The 16344-nt window shown below is 60.3% G+C and carries 11 protein-coding genes; 5 read left to right on the top strand and 6 right to left on the bottom strand.

The genetic code is table 11. The features are described from left to right. Window positions 1-55: 55 nt before the first annotated feature. Window positions 56-1516: a D-alanyl-D-alanine carboxypeptidase/D-alanyl-D-alanine-endopeptidase gene (dacB, locus tag RHP74_RS21155; RefSeq protein ID WP_010456483.1), complete on the bottom strand. Its 1461-nt coding sequence runs from the start codon at window positions 1514-1516 to the stop codon at window positions 56-58. Window positions 1517-1750: 234 nt separating this feature from the next. On the opposite strand from dacB, the gene RHP74_RS21150 reads away from it, so the two are divergent. Beyond that, window positions 1751-2095: a YggL family protein gene (locus RHP74_RS21150; RefSeq protein ID WP_007896965.1), complete on the top strand. Its 345-nt coding sequence runs from the start codon at window positions 1751-1753 to the stop codon at window positions 2093-2095. A 93-nt stretch (window positions 2096-2188) separates the two neighbouring features. Here the strand turns inward: RHP74_RS21150 and RHP74_RS21145 are convergent, their stop codons facing one another. Next, window positions 2189-3379, bottom strand: coding sequence for a benzoate/H(+) symporter BenE family transporter (locus RHP74_RS21145; protein ID WP_077748202.1), 1191 nt, complete (start codon window positions 3377-3379; stop codon window positions 2189-2191). A gap of 392 nt (window positions 3380-3771) precedes the next feature. Here RHP74_RS21145 and RHP74_RS21140 point away from each other — a divergent pair, with 392 nt between their 5' ends. Continuing rightward, a complete protein-coding gene (locus tag RHP74_RS21140) occupies window positions 3772-4536 on the top strand; it encodes a GntR family transcriptional regulator (protein WP_010456474.1) in 765 nt (254 codons plus the stop codon). Between the two features lie 155 nt (window positions 4537-4691). On the opposite strand, the gene guaD is transcribed toward RHP74_RS21140, so the two are convergent. The 4 genes from guaD to xdhA form a co-directional block, all read right to left on the bottom strand. After that, on the bottom strand, window positions 4692-5996 hold the full coding sequence (guaD, locus tag RHP74_RS21135) for a guanine deaminase (protein WP_010456473.1): 1305 nt from the start codon (window positions 5994-5996) through the stop codon (window positions 4692-4694). Between the two features lie 8 nt (window positions 5997-6004). Next, on the bottom strand, window positions 6005-6850 hold the full coding sequence (gene xdhC / locus RHP74_RS21130) for a xanthine dehydrogenase accessory protein XdhC (RefSeq protein ID WP_010456471.1): 846 nt from the start codon (window positions 6848-6850) through the stop codon (window positions 6005-6007). Window positions 6851-6965: 115 nt separating this feature from the next. Then, entirely contained in the window at window positions 6966-9365 is a 2400-nt protein-coding gene (gene xdhB / locus RHP74_RS21125; protein WP_311096238.1) for a xanthine dehydrogenase molybdopterin binding subunit, read from the bottom strand. Further along, entirely contained in the window at window positions 9358-10812 is a 1455-nt protein-coding gene (gene xdhA / locus RHP74_RS21120) for a xanthine dehydrogenase small subunit (protein WP_311096237.1), read from the bottom strand. Before xdhA ends, xdhB begins: the two co-directional genes overlap by 8 nt. Window positions 10813-11078: 266 nt before the next feature. Here xdhA and RHP74_RS21115 point away from each other — a divergent pair, with 266 nt between their 5' ends. The 3 genes from RHP74_RS21115 to zipA all read left to right on the top strand — a co-directional run bounded on the left by RHP74_RS21115 (window position 11079) and on the right by zipA (window position 16342). After that, the gene (locus RHP74_RS21115; RefSeq protein ID WP_010456464.1) at window positions 11079-11738 is read left to right on the top strand and encodes a GntR family transcriptional regulator; all 660 of its coding nucleotides are present in this window, start codon (window positions 11079-11081) and stop codon (window positions 11736-11738) included. 2 nt (window positions 11739-11740) lie between these two features. Further along, on the top strand, window positions 11741-15229 hold the full coding sequence (smc, locus tag RHP74_RS21110) for a chromosome segregation protein SMC (RefSeq protein WP_311096236.1): 3489 nt from the start codon (window positions 11741-11743) through the stop codon (window positions 15227-15229). A 258-nt stretch (window positions 15230-15487) separates the two neighbouring features. Next, window positions 15488-16342 carry a cell division protein ZipA gene (gene zipA / locus RHP74_RS21105; RefSeq protein WP_010456461.1) on the top strand — a complete coding sequence of 285 codons (855 nt, stop codon included), beginning with the start codon at window positions 15488-15490 and terminating at the stop codon, window positions 16340-16342. The last annotated feature ends 2 nt before the right edge of the window (window positions 16343-16344 follow it).

Raw genomic sequence — 16344 nt, 5'->3', positions numbered from 1 at the left:
GTCATCGCGAGCAGGCTCGTTCCTGCATTGGATCTGTGGTGTCGCGTAGATCGGGTCAGAGCACCGAAGCCGTTTCCGGCACTTTCGGCTGGCGATACAGGTCCAGCAGCACCTGATCCAGCACCGACGATGCGCCAAACGGGGCCTTGTCGTTGAGGATCGCCACCACCGCCCAGGTGTTGCCGTTGACGTCACGGCTGTAACCGGAGATCGCGCGCACGGTGTTCAGGGTGCCGGTCTTGACGTGAGCTTCGCCGCGCATTGCCGTGGTTTTCAGGCGTTTACGCATGGTGCCGTCGGTGCCAGCAATCGGCATCGAGCTGATGAATTCGGCGGAATAGGGACTGCGCCACGCGGCTTGCAGCATCGCCGCCATTTCACGAGCGCTCACGCGTTCGGCGCGAGACAGGCCGGAGCCGTTCTCCATCACCAGGTGCGGCGCGGTGATGCCTTTCTTCGCCAGCCACTGACGCACCACACGCTGGGCAGCCCTGGCGTCGTCACCGTCGGCGTCGGTGCGGAATTTCTGGCCCAGGCTCAGGAACAACTGCTGAGCCATGGTGTTGTTGCTGTATTTGTTGATGTCGCGAATGATTTCCGCCAGATCCGGCGAGTAGGCCCGGGCCAGCACCTTGGCGTTGCTCGGCGTTGGCGCCAGACGGTCCCTGCCCTGGATGCTGCCACCCAGTTCTTTCCAGATCGCCCGCACGGCACCCGCGGTATAGGTGGCGTGGTCAAGCAGCGACAGATAAGTCTGCGAGCTGCAGCCTTCGCCCAACTGACCGCCGACCGTCACCGTCACGCTGCCATCGGCCTGGGTCACCGGGTTGTAACGCACGCCACCGGTACATTGCTTGGAATTGACTGCTTTGACCTGGTTTTCAACTTTGATGCTGGCAATCGGCGGTTCGACCGACACCAGGACCCGGCCATTGTCGTTGCGTGCCACGAAGCGCAAGGCCTTGAGGTTGACCATCAGCGAATCAGGCTTGACCAGGAACGGCTTGTTGTCGTCATTGCCATCGTCGTTGAACTCAGGCAGTTGCGGTTGCACGAAGAAGCCACGATCCAACACCAGGTCGCCGGTGATTTGCGTCACGCCGTTGGCGCGCAAATCACGCATCAGCAGCCAGAGCTTTTCCATGTTCAGTTTCGGATCGCCGCCACCCTTGAGGTAGAGGTTGCCGTTGAGGATGCCGCCGCTGAGGGTGCCGTCGGTGTAGAACTCGGTTTTCCACTGATGGTTCGGGCCGAGCATTTCCAGCGCCGCATAGGTGGTTACCAGCTTCATGGTCGAAGCCGGGTTGACCGAAACGTCAGCGTTGTAAATGGTCGGTGTACCCGGGCCGTTCAGCGGGATCATCACCAGCGACAGGGCGTTGTCCGGAAGCTTGCTGGCCTTCAGGGCCTTTTCTACGTTGGGTGACAGACCGGTGTTGATGGTGGCGGCGGAAACGGAGAAGGCCAGAGGAAGAAGGAAACCGGCCAGTAACAAGGGACGCAAAGATTTGATCATGTGAAATTGAACCCTGCATTCGAGGGGAAAAAAGGCGAGGGCATGAAAATAAATTCCCTCAGTGGTCATGAAAGTGTCGGCATTATGCCCCAAGGTGCAACGGCTTGTGCCTTGCCGTGGCCTTCTAATCCGCAATTTTTTTACCGACGGTCAGCGACGCGCCCCAGAGAGTCGGGCAATTAGCGGCTTAAACTGCTAAAGTGCCGCCCGTTATTACTTATGAGGATTGTTCCAATGGCGACTAACCGTTCCCAGCGTCTGCGCAAAAAACTGTGCGTCGATGAATTTCAAGAGCTGGGTTTCGAACTGAACCTGGATTTCAAAGAAGATTTGGCTGATGAAGCCATTGATGCTTTCCTCGACGCGTTCCTGAAAGAAGCCATGGAAGCCAACGGTCTGGGTTATGTTGGCGGCGACGACTTCGGTCTGGTTTGCCTGCAGAAGCGTGGCTCGGTGTCCGAAGAGCAGCGCGCTGCTGTTGAAGCCTGGCTCAAGGGCCGCAGCGAACTGACCGAAGCAACCGTCAGCCCGCTGATCGACGTCTGGTACCCGGAAAAGCCGATCAATCCGGTAGCTTGATGTCATGAAAAACGGCGACCCAAGGGTCGCCGTTTTTTTATGCCTGCTTTTTGCAGGTGCATGGCTTGGCCTGCGAAGTCGATGTCGGGTCCCTCAGCCCTTGCGCCAATTCAGAATCACCAGCGTCAACACCCCCGCGACAATCCCCCAGAACGCCGACCCAATGGAAAACAGCGTCAGCCCCGACGCCGTGACCATAAAGGTAATCAACGCCGCCTCCCGCTCTTTCACTTCGGTCATGGCAATGCTCAGGCCATTGATGATCGAGCCGAACAGTGCCAGCGCCGCAATCGACAGCACCAGCTCTTTAGGCAGCGCCGCGAACAACGCTGCCAGCGTTGCGCCGAACACCCCGGCAATCCCGTAGAAAATCCCGCACCAGACCGCCGCCGTGTAGCGCTTGTTGCGATCCTCATGGGCATGCGGCCCGGTGCAGATCGCCGCGCTGATGGCTGCCAGGTTGATCCCGTGGGAGCCGAACGGCGCCAGCAGCAGCGAGGCGATGCCGGTGGTGGTGATCAATGGCGAGGCGGGCACGGTGTAGCCGTCGGCGCGCAATACCGCGATGCCGGGCATATTCTGCGAAGTCATCGCCACCACAAATAACGGAATACCGATGCTGATGGTCGCGGCCAGGGAGAAGTGCGGCGTGGTCCAGACCGGCGTCGCCACTTCCAGATGGAAACCGCTGAAGTCCAGCAGCCCCATGAACCCGGACAGCGCCGTGCCGATCAGCAACGCTGCGAGCACCGCGTAGCGAGGCGACAGGCGCTTGACCAGCAGATAAGTGAAGAACATCCCCAGCACCAGCCCGGTGCGATGCTGCGCGGCGACGAAGATTTCACTGCCAATCTTGAACAGAATCCCCGCCAGCAGGGCGGCGGCCAATGATGCCGGAATCTTTCTCACCAGCCGTTCGAAGCTGCCGGTCAGGCCGCAAATCGTCACCAGCACCGCGCACGTGATGTAGGCACCGATGGCCTCGCCGTAACTCACGCCGCCCAGGCTGGTGATCAGCAACGCCGCGCCGGGGGTCGACCAGGCGATGGTGATCGGCGTGCGATAACGCAGGGACAGGCCGATCGAGCACACCGCCATGCCAATCGAGATCGCCCAGATCCACGACGAAATCTGCCCGCTGGTCAGGCCCGCCGCTTGTCCGGCTTGAAACATCAGGACCAGGGAGCTGGTGTAGCCGGTCATCATCGCGATGAAGCCGGCGACAATCGCCGACGGTGACGTATCGGCCAAGGGGCGAAGCTGCGTGTGCGTGGCGTCGTTCATGACAGCGGTGTTCCTTATGGCTAACGGTGACTTCAGCGTGGCTTTTGTGGCGAGGGAGCTTGCTCCCGCTCGGCGGCGAAGCCGTCGTAAACCCTGCTGACACGTTTTGATTGAAGCTGCGATCAGGTTGGTTTTGGGGCCGCTTCGCAGCCCAGCGGGAGCAAGCTCCCTCGCCACTGAGTTTGTACGGATCTCAAATTTATGGATTCAAGCCTAAACTCAAAAGTAACCAACCGTTGCGATACAGCAGACGCGACAAACAGCCGTACAGTCGTGTTGCCACCATCCATTGTGTACAATCGTGCTGTTTATTACGCGATACTTGCCAGCGACCCACTGTGCCGTATTACAGTCACGGTCAATTCGCCGCAGTTCTCCCGACTCGAGTGCCCATGAACGAACAGTTGCAGCCCCTAAAGAAACAACCGCGAGCAGGCAAAGCCGGCCGCAGCGGTACCCAGGACGATATTGTCTACGCGCATATCTTCGAGGCCATCCTCGAACAGCGTCTGGCGCCCGGCACCAAGTTGAGCGAAGAAGCGCTGGGGGAAATTTTCGGGGTCAGTCGCACCATCATTCGCCGTGCACTGTCGCGCCTGGCTCATGAAGGCGTCGTGCTGCTGCGTCCGAACCGTGGCGCCGTGGTTGCCAGCCCCAGTGTTGAAGAGGCCCGCCAGGTGTTCCTGGCGCGGCGTCTGGTGGAGCGGGCGATCACTGAACTGGCGGTTCAACACGCGACCGCCGAGCAGATTGCCGAGTTGCGGCAAATGGTCAACGATGAGCGCGACAGCTTCTCCCGTGGCGATCGCGGCGCCGGCATCCGCCTGTCGGGCGAATTCCACCTGAAGCTGGCGGAAGCGGCGAAGAATGCGCCGCTGATCAGCTTTCAGCGCAGCCTGGTGTCCCAGACGTCGTTGATCATCGCCCAGTACGAAAGCGGCAACCGCTCCCACTGTTCCTACGACGAGCACACCCAACTGATCGACGCCATCGAAGCGCGCAACGGCGAGTTGGCGGTGAACCTGATGATGCATCACATGGATCACATCGACAGCAAACTCAACCTCGACGAGGAAAGCGCGTCGGATGATTTGCATGCGGTGTTCTCGCATTTATTGCAGACCAAAAAGCCAGGGCGGCCAGCGGTCAAGCTTTGAAAGATCGAGGTGCGGCCTTCGCGGGCAAGCCTCGCTCCTACAGGTTTAACGCGAAGCCCTTGTAGGAGCGAGGCTTGCCCGCGAAGGCGGCTTCAAAAGCAAAAAAAATCCCCCGCAACCATCGATTGCGGGGGATTTTTTATGCCCGGAATAGCTTAGCGCTGATGCACCTGATTCCCCGCCGCATAGGTCTGCAGCACAGTCCGGTCATCCCCCAGCGTCATCAATACAAACAACGTCTCGGCAATGTTATTGGCCTGCTTCAAGCGATAGCTCAGCAGCGGCGTGGCATTGTAGTCCAGCACCAGGAAGTCCGCGTCGGTGCCCGGATTCAGCGTGCCGATCTTGTCTTCCAGGCGCAGCGCACGCGCACCGCCCAGGGTCGCCAGGTACAGCGATTTGAACGGACTCAGGCGCGCACCTTGCAGCTGCATGACCTTGTAGGCTTCGTTCAACGTTTGCAGCAGCGAGAAACTGGTACCGCCGCCCACGTCGGTGCCCAGGCCTACATTGAGTTTGTGCTTCTCGGCCATCGGCAAATTGAACAGGCCGCTGCCGAGGAAGAAGTTCGAGGTCGGGCAGAAAGCAATCGCCGAACCCGTCTGCGCCAGCCGCGCGCACTCGTCATCGCACAGGTGCACGCCGTGGGCGAATACCGAGCGCTCGCCGAGCAATTGGTAGTGGTCGTAAACGTCGAGGTAGCCCTTGCGCTCGGGGAACAGTTCCTTGACCCACTCGATTTCCTTGAGGTTTTCGCTGATGTGGGTCTGCATGTACAGGTCGGGGTACTCGCTGAGCAACTGGCCGGCGAGGGTCAGTTGTTCCGGGGTGCTGGTGGGGGCGAAGCGCGGGGTCACCGCGTAATGCAGGCGGCCCTTGCCGTGCCAGCGCTCAATCAGCGCCTTGCTTTCCACGTAGCTGGATTCGGCGGTATCGGTCAGGTAGTCCGGGGCGTTGCGGTCCATCATCACCTTGCCGGCGATCATCCGCAGGTCCAGCTGCTCGGCGGCTTCAAAAAACGAGTTCACCGATTGCGGGTGAACGCTGCCGAACACCAGCGCCGTGGTGGTGCCGTTACGCAGCAGTTCCTTGATGAAAATGTCCGCGACTTCATCAGCGTGAGTCTTGTCAGCAAACTGGCTTTCACACGGGAAGGTGTAGGTGTTGAGCCAGTCCAGCAGCTGCTCGCCGTAAGCGCCGACCATGCCGGTTTGCGGTAAATGAATGTGAGTGTCGATGAAACCCGGGGTGATCAGCGCGTCCTGGTAATGAGTGATCTCGATATCGGCGGGCAGGGTCGGCAGCAAGTCGCTGGCGTGACCAAGGGCGCTTATCTGGCCGTTATCGACCACCAGCAGGCCGTCTTCGAAATACTCATACGAGGCTTCGATGCCCACTTCGGCGGGGTCGGCGATGCTGTGCAGGATGGCGGCGCGGTAGGCTTTGCGAGTCAGAGGCATGAGCTTTCTCAGTGGGAGGCTTGGCTGCGGCGTGATGCAGGCAGTAGTTTGGCGATCGATGATCCGGCGCGGGCAGTTTGCTGGCCGAAACTGGCGTTATAGGTGGCGATGATTTCGCCGGCGATGGAGATGGCGATTTCCACAGGCAACTTGCCTTTGACTTCGCCGATGCCCATCGGGCAGCGCATGCGTTGCAGCACGGCGCTGTCGAAACCACGGTCCCGCAGGCGGTGTTCGAACTTCACCCGTTTGGTCTTCGAACCGATCAGGCCGAAGTAGGCGAAGTCGTTGCGCTTGAGGATCGCGGCGGTGAGTTCGAGATCGAGCTGGTGGTTGTGGGTCATGACGATGCAGTAGCTGCCGGCGGGCAGATTGTCGATTTCATCCACCGGTTCTTCGGCGACGATTTTGCGCACGCCGTGGGGGATCTGCTCGGGGAATTCCGCTTCCCGCGAATCGATCCAGCGCACCCGGCAGGGCAGGCTGGCGAGCAGCGGCACCAGCGCCCGGCCGACATGGCCGGCGCCGAACACAGCGATTTGCGCCTGGACCTGGCCCATCGGTTCGAACAGCAGCACGGTCACGCCGCCGCAGCACTGGCCGAGGCTGGCGCCGAGGCTGAAGCGCTCCAGGTGCGTGTCCTGCTTGCCGCTGGCCAGCATCTCGCGGCCGATCTGCATGGCTTTGTATTCCAGGTGCCCGCCACCGATGGTGTCGTAGGCCTGGGTGGCGCTGATGACCATTTTCGATCCGGCATTGCGCGGCGTCGAGCCGAGCTCTTCGATGATGGTCACCAGCACGCAGGGTTCACCCTGGGATTGCAGGTCGGCGAGGGCGTCGATCCAGTTGTACATGTTTCACCTCGACATCTTTGTTGTCTGTTCGGGACTCTTCGCGGGCAAGCCCGCTCCCACAGGGGAATGCGATCAACTGTGGGAGCGAGCCTGCTCGCGAAGGGCGCGCCTCGGTCTAGAGCGAAGCCAACTCCGGCTCTGCCTCGACGGCCTTCGCCGCCTTCAGCTGCCGCATCTGTTCACAGCCCCACAACACCCGCTCCGGAGTCGCCGGTGCGTCGATTTTCGGTTGATGCTTGTAGTCGCCCAGACTGGCCACGGCGTCCTTGATCGCACACCACGATGCGATACCCAACATGAACGGCGGCTCACCCACAGCCTTGGAATGGAACACCGTGTCTTCCGGGTTCTTGCGGTTTTCTACCAGCTTCACCCGAAGGTCCAGCGGCATGTCGGCCACGGCCGGGATCTTGTAGCTGGCCGGGCCGTTGGTCATCAGTTTGCCTTTGTTGTTCCACACCAGTTCTTCCATGGTCAGCCAGCCCATGCCCTGGATGAAACCGCCCTCGACCTGGCCGATGTCGATGGCCGGGTTCAGCGAGTCGCCGACGTCGTGGAGGATGTCGGTGCGCAGCATTTTGTACTCGCCGGTCAGGGTGTCGATGATCACCTCGCAACAGGCTGCACCGAAGGCGTAGTAATAGAACGGTCGACCACGGGCCTGACTGCGGTCGTAGAAGATTTTCGGGGTCTTGTAGAAGCCGGTGCTCGACAGCGACACCTGGGCGAAATACGCCTGCTGGATCAGCGCTTCGAAGGTCAGGATGTGATCGCGAACCCGCACGTGACCGTTGTGGAACTCCACGTCTTCTTCGCTGACCTTGTACTGCCGGGCGGCAAATTCGATCAGGCGTTTCTTGATGATTTCCGCGGCGTTCTGTGCGGCTTTACCGTTGAGGTCGGCACCGCTGGAGGCAGCGGTCGGCGAGGTGTTCGGCACCTTGTCGGTGTTGGTCGCGGTGATCTGCACGCGGTCCATTTCCACCTGGAACACTTCGGCTACGACTTGCGCCACCTTGGTGTTCAAACCCTGGCCCATTTCCGTGCCGCCATGGTTCAGGTGGATGCTGCCATCGGTGTAGACGTGGATCAGCGCACCGGCCTGGTTGAGGAAGCTGGCGGTGAAGGAAATACCGAATTTCACCGGGGTCAGCGCCAGGCCTTTTTTCAGGATCGGGCTGTTGGCGTTGTAGCGACGAATCGCTTCGCGGCGTTCGGCGTACTGGCTGCTTTCTTCCAGTTCGGCGGTCATTTCCTCGAGCATATTGTGCTCGACGGTCTGGTAGTAATGGGTGACGTTGCGCTCGGTCTTGCCATAGTAGTTGGCCTTGCGCACCGCCAGCGGATCGAGGCCCAGATGGCGGGCAATCGCGTCCATCACTTCTTCGATGGCGACCATGCCTTGCGGGCCACCGAAGCCACGGTATGCGGTGTTCGACGCGGTGTTGGTCTTGCAGCGGTGACCGTTGATGGTCGCATCGCCCAGGTAGTACGAGTTGTCGGCATGGAACATCGCGCGGTCGACAATCGACGCCGAGAGGTCCGGCGAGCAACCGCAGTTGCCGGCCAGTTCCAGGGCGATGCCGTGCAGGCGACCGGTGCTGTCGAAGCCGACGTCGTACTCGACGTAGAACGGGTGACGCTTGCCGGTCATCAACATGTCTTCGACCCGCGGCAGGCGCATCTTGGTCGGCTGGCCGGTGAGGTGGGCGATGACTGCGCACAGGCACGCCGGGCTCGCAGCCTGGGTTTCCTTGCCGCCGAAACCACCGCCCATGCGGCGCATGTCGACGACGATTTTGTTCATCGACACGTCCAGCACTTCAGCCACCAGTTTCTGCACTTCGGTGGGGTTCTGGGTCGAGCAGTAGACGATCATCCCGCCGTCTTCGGTCGGCATCACCGACGAGATCTGGGTTTCCAGATAGAAGTGTTCCTGGCCGCCTATGTGCAGCGTGCCTTGAATGCGGTGTTCGGCAGTCGCCAATGCGCCGGCCGAATCGCCGCGCTGATGGGTGTGGCTGTCGAGCACAAAGTGGCGTTTGCGCAGGGCTTCGACCACGTCCAGCACCGGCTCGAGATCTTCGTATTCGATGATCGCCGCCATGGCGGCTTTGCGTGCGGTTTCCAGGTCTTTTGCGGCAACGGCCAGTACGGGTTGACCGACGAATTGCACATCGTCGATGGCCAGCAATGGATCGCCCGGCAGCAATGGGCCGATGTCTTTCAGGCCTGGCACGTCTTTGTGGGTGATGGCGATGCGCACGCCTTCGAAGGCGTAGCAGGGCTTGGTGTCGATGCTGATGATTTTCGCGTGGGCGCGGTCCGAGAGGCGTGCGTAAACGTGCAGCTGGTTCGGAAATTCCAGACGGTCGTCAATGTACTGCGCTTCCCCAGACACATGTTTGGCGGCGCTGTCGTGCTTGACGCTGCGGCCGACACCGGTGGTCAGGTCCTTGGCGAACAGTTCAGCCAGTTCGGCCTGGGTCTTCTCTACGGCGTGATGGTTAGACATAAGCGGTCACCCGAGTCTCGATGTGCGGTGTTTGCAGTTCGATGAAGTATTTGCGCAGCAGGTTCTGCGCGCTGAGCAGGCGATATTCCTTGCTGGCGCGGAAGTCCGAGAGCGGCGTGAAATCTTCGGCCAGTGCGGCGCAGGCGCGTTCGACGGTGGCGTGATTGAACGGCGCGCCGAGCAACACGGTTTCGCAGTTATTCGCACGTTTCGGAATCGCGGCCATGCCGCCGAACGCCACGCGGGCGTCGGCGATCACGCCGTTGTCGATGCGCAGGTTGAACGCGGCGCAAACAGCGGAAATATCATCGTCCAGACGTTTCGACACTTTGTAGGCGCGGAACAATTGTTCGGCGCTGGCACGCGGCACGATGATCTTCTCGATGAACTCGCTTTCCTGGCGCGCGGTGACGCGGTAATCGATGAAGTAATCTTCCAGCGCCAGGGTGCGACGGGTTTCGCCTTTGCACAAAACGATCTGCGCGCCCAAGGCAATCAGCAGCGGTGGCGAGTCTCCAATCGGCGAGGCGTTGCCGATGTTGCCGCCGAGGGTGCCCTGGTTGCGGATCTGCAAGGAGGCGAAGCGTTGCAGCAATTCGCCGAAGTCCGGGTATTCGGCTTTCAAGGCTTCGTAGCAATCGGAGAGGGCGGTGGCGGCGCCGATTTCCAGACGATCATCGAAGTGCTCGATGCGCTTCATTTCGGCGACGTTGCCGACGTAGATCATCACCGGCAACGTGCGATGGAATTGGGTGACTTCCAATGCCAGATCCGTACCGCCGGCCAGCAGCCGGGCCTGTGGATAAGCATCGTAGAGGTCGGCCAGATCGGCCACGGTCAGCGGCACCAGGCAGCGCTTGTCGCCACTGTTGAGTTCGCCGATGTCGGTAGGGGCGATGGCTTTCAGGCGGGCGATGGTATCGGTTTCGCGCGCATCGAACTGATCCGCTTGCTTGCCGCAGCAGGATTGTTCGGCGGCGGCCAGAATCGGCCGATAGCCGGTGCAGCGGCAGAGGTTGCCGGCCAGCGCTTCGTGGGCCTTGTGGGCGTCGGGCTGATCGCTGTTCTTTTGCAGCGCGAACAGCGACATCACGAAGCCCGGGGTGCAGAAGCCGCATTGCGAGCCGTGGCACTCGACCATGGCTTTCTGCACGCTGTGCAGCTCGCCCTGGTGCTTGAGGTCTTCGACGCTGATCAGTTGTTTACCGTGCAATGACGACACGAACGTCAGGCACGAGTTGAGGCTGCGATAGCGAATGTATTCGCGGCCATCGTCATCCGTTTGCAGCTCGCCGACCACCACGGTACAGGCGCCGCAGTCACCGCTGGCGCAGCCTTCTTTGGTGCCGGGTTTGCCCACATGGTCGCGCAGATAATTGAGCACGGTCAGGTTTGGGTCCAGGGCGTGCTCGCTACGGAGTTCCTGGTTAAGTAAAAACTGGATCACGGAAGGCCTCGCAGACTCATTATTGTTGTTAACCGACTTGGCCCGAATTTATCAGGTCTGACTTTGCGGTCAATGATTTTCTGACTTAAAGGTCAGGAAACGCCATTTTGTCGATCAACGACTCGTTCCTTCATTATTGACCCTCGCGGGTTAGCCTGCTTTTTGCTTGATTCGTGCCAAAAACCGCTGAGTGGGCACTCCGCCATGACCCTTCATGTGCGCTACACTGCGCCGCTTGTGCAGATCGAAGAGTTTGAAGGACAACCATGACGTTCAAGGCGCCGGACAGCCTCGCCGAGCAAATTGCTCACCACCTCGCCGAACGCATCATTCGTGGCGAAATGAAGCCCGGGGAGCGCATCCAGGAACAGAAGGTCACGCTGGCCCTCAATGTCAGCCGCGGTTCGGTCCGCGAAGCCTTGCTGATCCTCGAGCGCCGCCACCTGATCGCGATCCTGCCGCGCCGCGGTGCCCACGTTACCGAACTCACCGCACACAAGGTGCAGAGCCTGTGCACGCTGATGAGCGAGCTGTACATCTTGCTCGGCAACGCCGTCGCCAAAGGCTGGCAGGTCCAGTCTGACATGGCGCCGTTCGTGCAGATCCAGCAGCGCCTGGCCGCCAGCTATGAGCGTCAGGACATCCGCACCTTCGTCGACGACAGCTTCAATGTGATGCGCGCCGCGTACCCGTTTGCCAACAATCCGTACTTGCAGGAAACCGTCGAGAACCTGCAACCGGCGATGAGCCGTGCGTACTTCCTCGCCCTGGACCAGCGCAAGGCGTCGATGAGCGAGTTCCTGGAGTTGTTCGAACGTTTGCTGGCCGCCGTGCTGGCCCGTGACTTTCCGCTGATCCGCGAAGTGCTGACGGCCTATGCCCAGCGCAGTTGCGATCTGGTGGTTTCTGCCCTGACGGACGCTTAAGCGTGCGGCTCAAGTGCATAAAACTGGCCGGGTTCAAATCCTTCGTCGACCCGACCACCGTGAACTTCCCCAGCAACATGGCGGCCGTGGTAGGGCCCAATGGCTGCGGCAAGTCGAACATCATCGACGCCGTTCGCTGGGTGATGGGCGAAAGTTCGGCGAAGAACCTCCGTGGCGAGTCGATGACCGACGTCATCTTCAACGGTTCGACCAGCCGTAAGCCCGTGAGTCAGGCGAGTATCGAGCTGGTGTTCGATAACTCCGACGGCACGCTGCTTGGCGAATACGCCGCCTATGCGGAAATTTCCATTCGCCGCAAAGTGACCCGCGACAGCCAGACCACCTACTACCTCAACGGCACCAAATGCCGTCGTCGCGATATCACCGACATCTTTCTGGGCACAGGCCTGGGCCCGCGCAGCTATTCGATCATCGAGCAGGGGATGATCTCCAAGCTGATCGAGTCCAAGCCCGAAGACCTGCGCAACTTCATCGAAGAAGCGGCGGGCATCTCCAAGTACAAGGAGCGTCGGCGCGAGACCGAAAACCGTATCCGTCGCACCCATGAAAACCTGGCCCGCCTGACCGATTTGCGTGAAGAACTCGAGCGTCAGCTTGAGCGTTTGCATCGCCAGGCCGAGGCCGCCAAGAAGTATCAGGAATACAAAGGCGAGGAGCGTCAGCTCAAGGCCCAGCTGTCGGCCCTGCGCTGGCAGGCTTTGAACGAACAGGTCGGGCAGCGCGAAGCAGTCATTGGCAATCAGGAAGTCACGTTCGAAGCGTTGGTCGCTGAACAGCGCAACGCCGATGCGGCCATCGAGCGCTTGCGTGACGGGCACCATGATCTGTCCGAGCGCTTCAATCTGGTGCAGGGACGCTTCTATTCGGTCGGCGGCGACATCGCCCGGGTCGAGCAGAGCATCCAGCACGGTCAGCAGCGTTTGCGGCAGTTGCAGGATGATCTTAAAGAAGCCGAGCGTGCGCGACTGGAAACCGAATCTCACCTCGGCCACGACCGCACCTTGCTGCTGACCCTCGGTGAAGAGCTGGACATGCTCACGCCGGAGCAGGAAGTCACCAGCGCCGCCGCCGAAGAAGCCGCCGCTGCGCTGGAAGAATCCGAAACCACCATGCACGGCTGGCAGGAGCAGTGGGACACCTTCAACCTCACGGCCGCCGAGCCGCGTCGCCAGTCCGAGGTCCAGCAGTCACGCATTCAGCAACTCGAAACCAGCATGGAGCGTCTGGCCGATCGCCAGAAGCGACTTGGCGAAGAGCGCGCGTTGCTCTCGGCGGACCCGGAAGATGCGGCGATCATGGAGCTCAGTGAGCAACTGGCCGCGAGCGAAGCGACGCTTGAAGATTTACAGGCCAGCGAAGAGGCCCAGGTCGAACGCCTTGAGCAACTGCGTCAGGAACTGCAATTAGCGCTGCAAAATCAGCAGCAGGCTCAGGGTGATTTGCAGCGCCTCAACGGTCGCCTTGCGTCCCTTGAAGCCTTGCAGCAAGCCGCGCTCGATCCGGGCACCGGCACCGCGCAATGGCTACGCGAACAGCACCTGGCGGACCGCCCGCGTCTGGCCGAAGGACTGAAAGTCGAGGCGGGTTGGGAGCTGGCGGTGGAAACCGTGCTCGGTGCCGACCTGCAAGCGGTGCTGGTGGACGACTTCGGCGATTTCGATCTGGCCGGTTTTGCCCAAGGCGATTTGCGTTTGCTCAGCCCGGCCAGTGATGGCGTGCGCGTACCGGGCAGCCTGCTTGACAAGGTTGAAGCGCAGATCGATCTGTCGCCCTGGCTGGGACAGGTCAAACCGGTTGAGAGTCTTGAGCAAGCGTTGGCCCTGCGCAGTCAGCTGAGTGTCGGCCAGAGCTTGATCAGTCGCGACGGCTATTGGGTTGGCCGACACTTTCTACGTGTTCGCCGTGCCAGCGAAGCGGAAAGCGGCGTGCTCGCCCGTGGGCAGGAAATCCAGCGTCTGAGCATCGAGCGCGAAGAGCGCGAGGCCACGGTCGAAACCCTGGAAACCCAACTTCAGACGCTCAGGGCGCAGCAGCGCCAGCAGGAAAACGGTCGCGAACATTTGCGCCGTTTGCTGCAAGACGAAGCGCGTCAGCAAGGTGAATTGAAAGCTCAGTTGTCGGCCGGCAAGGCCAAGGTTGAGCAGCTGACGTTGCGTCGAACCCGCCTTGATGAAGAACTCACCGAGCTGGCTGAGCAACGGGCACTGGAGCACGAAAACATCGGCGAAGCGCGCCTGCAATTGCAGGAAGCCCTCGACGCCATGGCGCTGGACACCGAGCAGCGCGAGTTGCTGCTGGCCCAGCGCGACAGCTTGCGCGAGCGACTCGATCGCGTGCGTCAGGAAGCCCGGCAACACAAGGATCACGCCCATCAGTTGGCGGTACGCCTCGGCTCGCTCAAGGCGCAACATGACTCGACGCGTCAGGCGCTGGAACGCCTGGAGATGCAGTCCGAGCGCCTGACCGAGAAACGCGAACAGCTGAGCCTCAATCTGGAGGAGGGCGAGGCACCGCTGGAAGAGCTGCGCCTGAAACTCGAAGAGTTGCTCGATAAGCGCATGACGGTCGACGAAGAAATGAAGTCGGCTCAGATCGCTCTGGAAGACGCTGACCGTGAATTGCGTGATGCGGAAAAACGACGCAGCCAGGCCGAGCAGCAATCGCAGTTGATCCGTGGCCAGATGGAAACCCAGCGCATGGAATGGCAAGCCCTGACCGTGCGACGCAAGACCCTCGAAGATCAGTTGCTTGAGGATGGCTACGACCTGCATGGCGTGCTCGCCACGCTGACCGCCGAGGCCAGCGAGAAAGACGCTGAAGAAGAACTCGAACGCATTGCCGCGCGCATTCAGCGCCTCGGTGCGATCAACCTGGCGGCCATCGACGAATACCAGCAACAATCCGAGCGTAAACGTTATCTGGATGCGCAGAACGACGATCTGGTGGAAGCGCTGGATACGCTTGAGAACGTGATTCGCAAGATCGACAAGGAAACCCGAAACCGCTTCAAAGATACCTTTGATCAGATCAATGGCGGATTACAGGCCCTTTTCCCAAAAGTTTTCGGTGGAGGGCGCGCGTATTTGGAACTGACGGGCGAAGATCTACTCGATACAGGGGTAACGATCATGGCGCAGCCGCCAGGAAAGAAGAACAGCACCATCCATTTGCTCTCCGGTGGCGAAAAAGCCCTGACCGCATTGGCCCTGGTTTTTGCGATCTTCAAGTTGAATCCGGCACCGTTCTGCATGCTCGATGAAGTTGACGCGCCGCTGGACGACGCGAACGTTGGACGCTACGCACGGTTGGTCAAAGAGATGTCGCAGACGGTTCAGTTCATCTACATCACCCACAACAAGATCGCCATGGAAATGGCCGATCAACTAATGGGGGTAACGATGCACGAACCGGGTTGTTCGCGTCTGGTGGCAGTGGATGTCGAGGAGGCGATGGCGATGGTGGAGGCCTGAGCCGGTGCTTGTAGGGCAAGTATTTTTGGTCTGTAGGACTTTTTTACCTGTCTTGACTTGCTGGCCAATCGACATATTCGCGCGAGCCATTGTGACAGACGGTGTAAAGTTGCCTTTGGTCGTGCTAGTTTAATGTCAATTTTTCGTATACGTGGGCAAAACGCCTGTCAGAACATAGAGTTGGCGCCACGTTTTAAAGCGGTTTACGAGTTGTAAACCCCTTATTTTTCAGCATTTTTTATAGAGGCACGGGATTACATGGAAATCGGTCTGCGCGAGTGGCTGATCGTCATCGGCATTATTGTCATTGCCGGTATTCTTTTCGATGGCTGGCGTCGCATGCGCGGCGGCAAGGGAAAACTGAAATTCCGTCTTGACCGAAGTTTGTCCAACCTGCCGGACGAGGACACCAGCGCCGAGCTGTTGGGCCCGCCCCGCGTGCTGGACACGCATAAGGAACCGCAACTGGACGAGCATGATCTGCCGTCGGTGAGCATGCCTGCCCGTGAACCGCGTGAATCGGGTTCCAAGCGCGGCAAGCGTGGCCATGGCGAGCCTTCCCAGGGCGACATGAACCTCAGCCTGGACCTGGACGGCGGCCCGAGCTTCAGCAGCCGTGACGACGACTTCCCGGATGACACCAAGTCCTCGCCGTCGGTCAGCGACAAGGAACAACCGCAAGCCGAAGAAGTGCTGGTGATCAGCGTGATCTGCCGTGACGCTGCCGGCTTCAAGGGCCCGGCGTTGTTGCAGAACATTCTGGAGAGCGGTCTGCGTTTCGGCGAAATGGATATTTTCCACCGTCACGAGAGCATGGCCGGCAACGGTGAGGTGTTGTTCTCCATGGCCAATGCGGTCAAGCCGGGCGTCTTCGATCTGGACGACATCGACCACTTCAGCACGCCGGCGGTGAGCTTCTTCCTCGGCCTGCCAGGCCCGCGTCATCCGAAGCAAGCCTTCGACGTGATGGTGGCCGCGGCGCGCAAATTGTCCCAGGAGCTGAACGGCGAACTGAAAGACGACCAGCGCAGCGTGCTGACCGCCCAGACGATCGAGCATTACCGTCAGCGCATCGTCGAATTCGAACGTCGCGCCCTGACCCAGAAGCGTTGATT

It is taken from the genome of Pseudomonas sp. SG20052 (assembly GCF_031766055.1).
Taxonomy (GTDB): domain Bacteria; phylum Pseudomonadota; class Gammaproteobacteria; order Pseudomonadales; family Pseudomonadaceae; genus Aquipseudomonas; species Aquipseudomonas mandelii.
This window is presented reverse-complemented; position numbering and strand designations above follow the sequence as displayed.

What these genes read in the sequence shown, in the direction of transcription:
- dacB (WP_010456483.1), bottom strand. Translation starts at nt 1,516, where the DNA reads ATGATCAAATCTTTGCGTCCCTTGTTACTGGCCGGTTTCCTTCTTCCT.
- RHP74_RS21150 (WP_007896965.1), top strand. Translation starts at nt 1,751, where the DNA reads ATGGCGACTAACCGTTCCCAGCGTCTGCGCAAAAAACTGTGCGTCGAT.
- RHP74_RS21145 (WP_077748202.1), bottom strand. Translation starts at nt 3,379, where the DNA reads ATGAACGACGCCACGCACACGCAGCTTCGCCCCTTGGCCGATACGTCA.
- RHP74_RS21140 (WP_010456474.1), top strand. Translation starts at nt 3,772, where the DNA reads ATGAACGAACAGTTGCAGCCCCTAAAGAAACAACCGCGAGCAGGCAAA.
- guaD (WP_010456473.1), bottom strand. Translation starts at nt 5,996, where the DNA reads ATGCCTCTGACTCGCAAAGCCTACCGCGCCGCCATCCTGCACAGCATC.
- xdhC (WP_010456471.1), bottom strand. Translation starts at nt 6,850, where the DNA reads ATGTACAACTGGATCGACGCCCTCGCCGACCTGCAATCCCAGGGTGAA.
- xdhB (WP_311096238.1), bottom strand. Translation starts at nt 9,365, where the DNA reads ATGTCTAACCATCACGCCGTAGAGAAGACCCAGGCCGAACTGGCTGAA.
- RHP74_RS21115 (WP_010456464.1), top strand. Translation starts at nt 11,079, where the DNA reads ATGACGTTCAAGGCGCCGGACAGCCTCGCCGAGCAAATTGCTCACCAC.
- zipA (WP_010456461.1), top strand. Translation starts at nt 15,488, where the DNA reads ATGGAAATCGGTCTGCGCGAGTGGCTGATCGTCATCGGCATTATTGTC.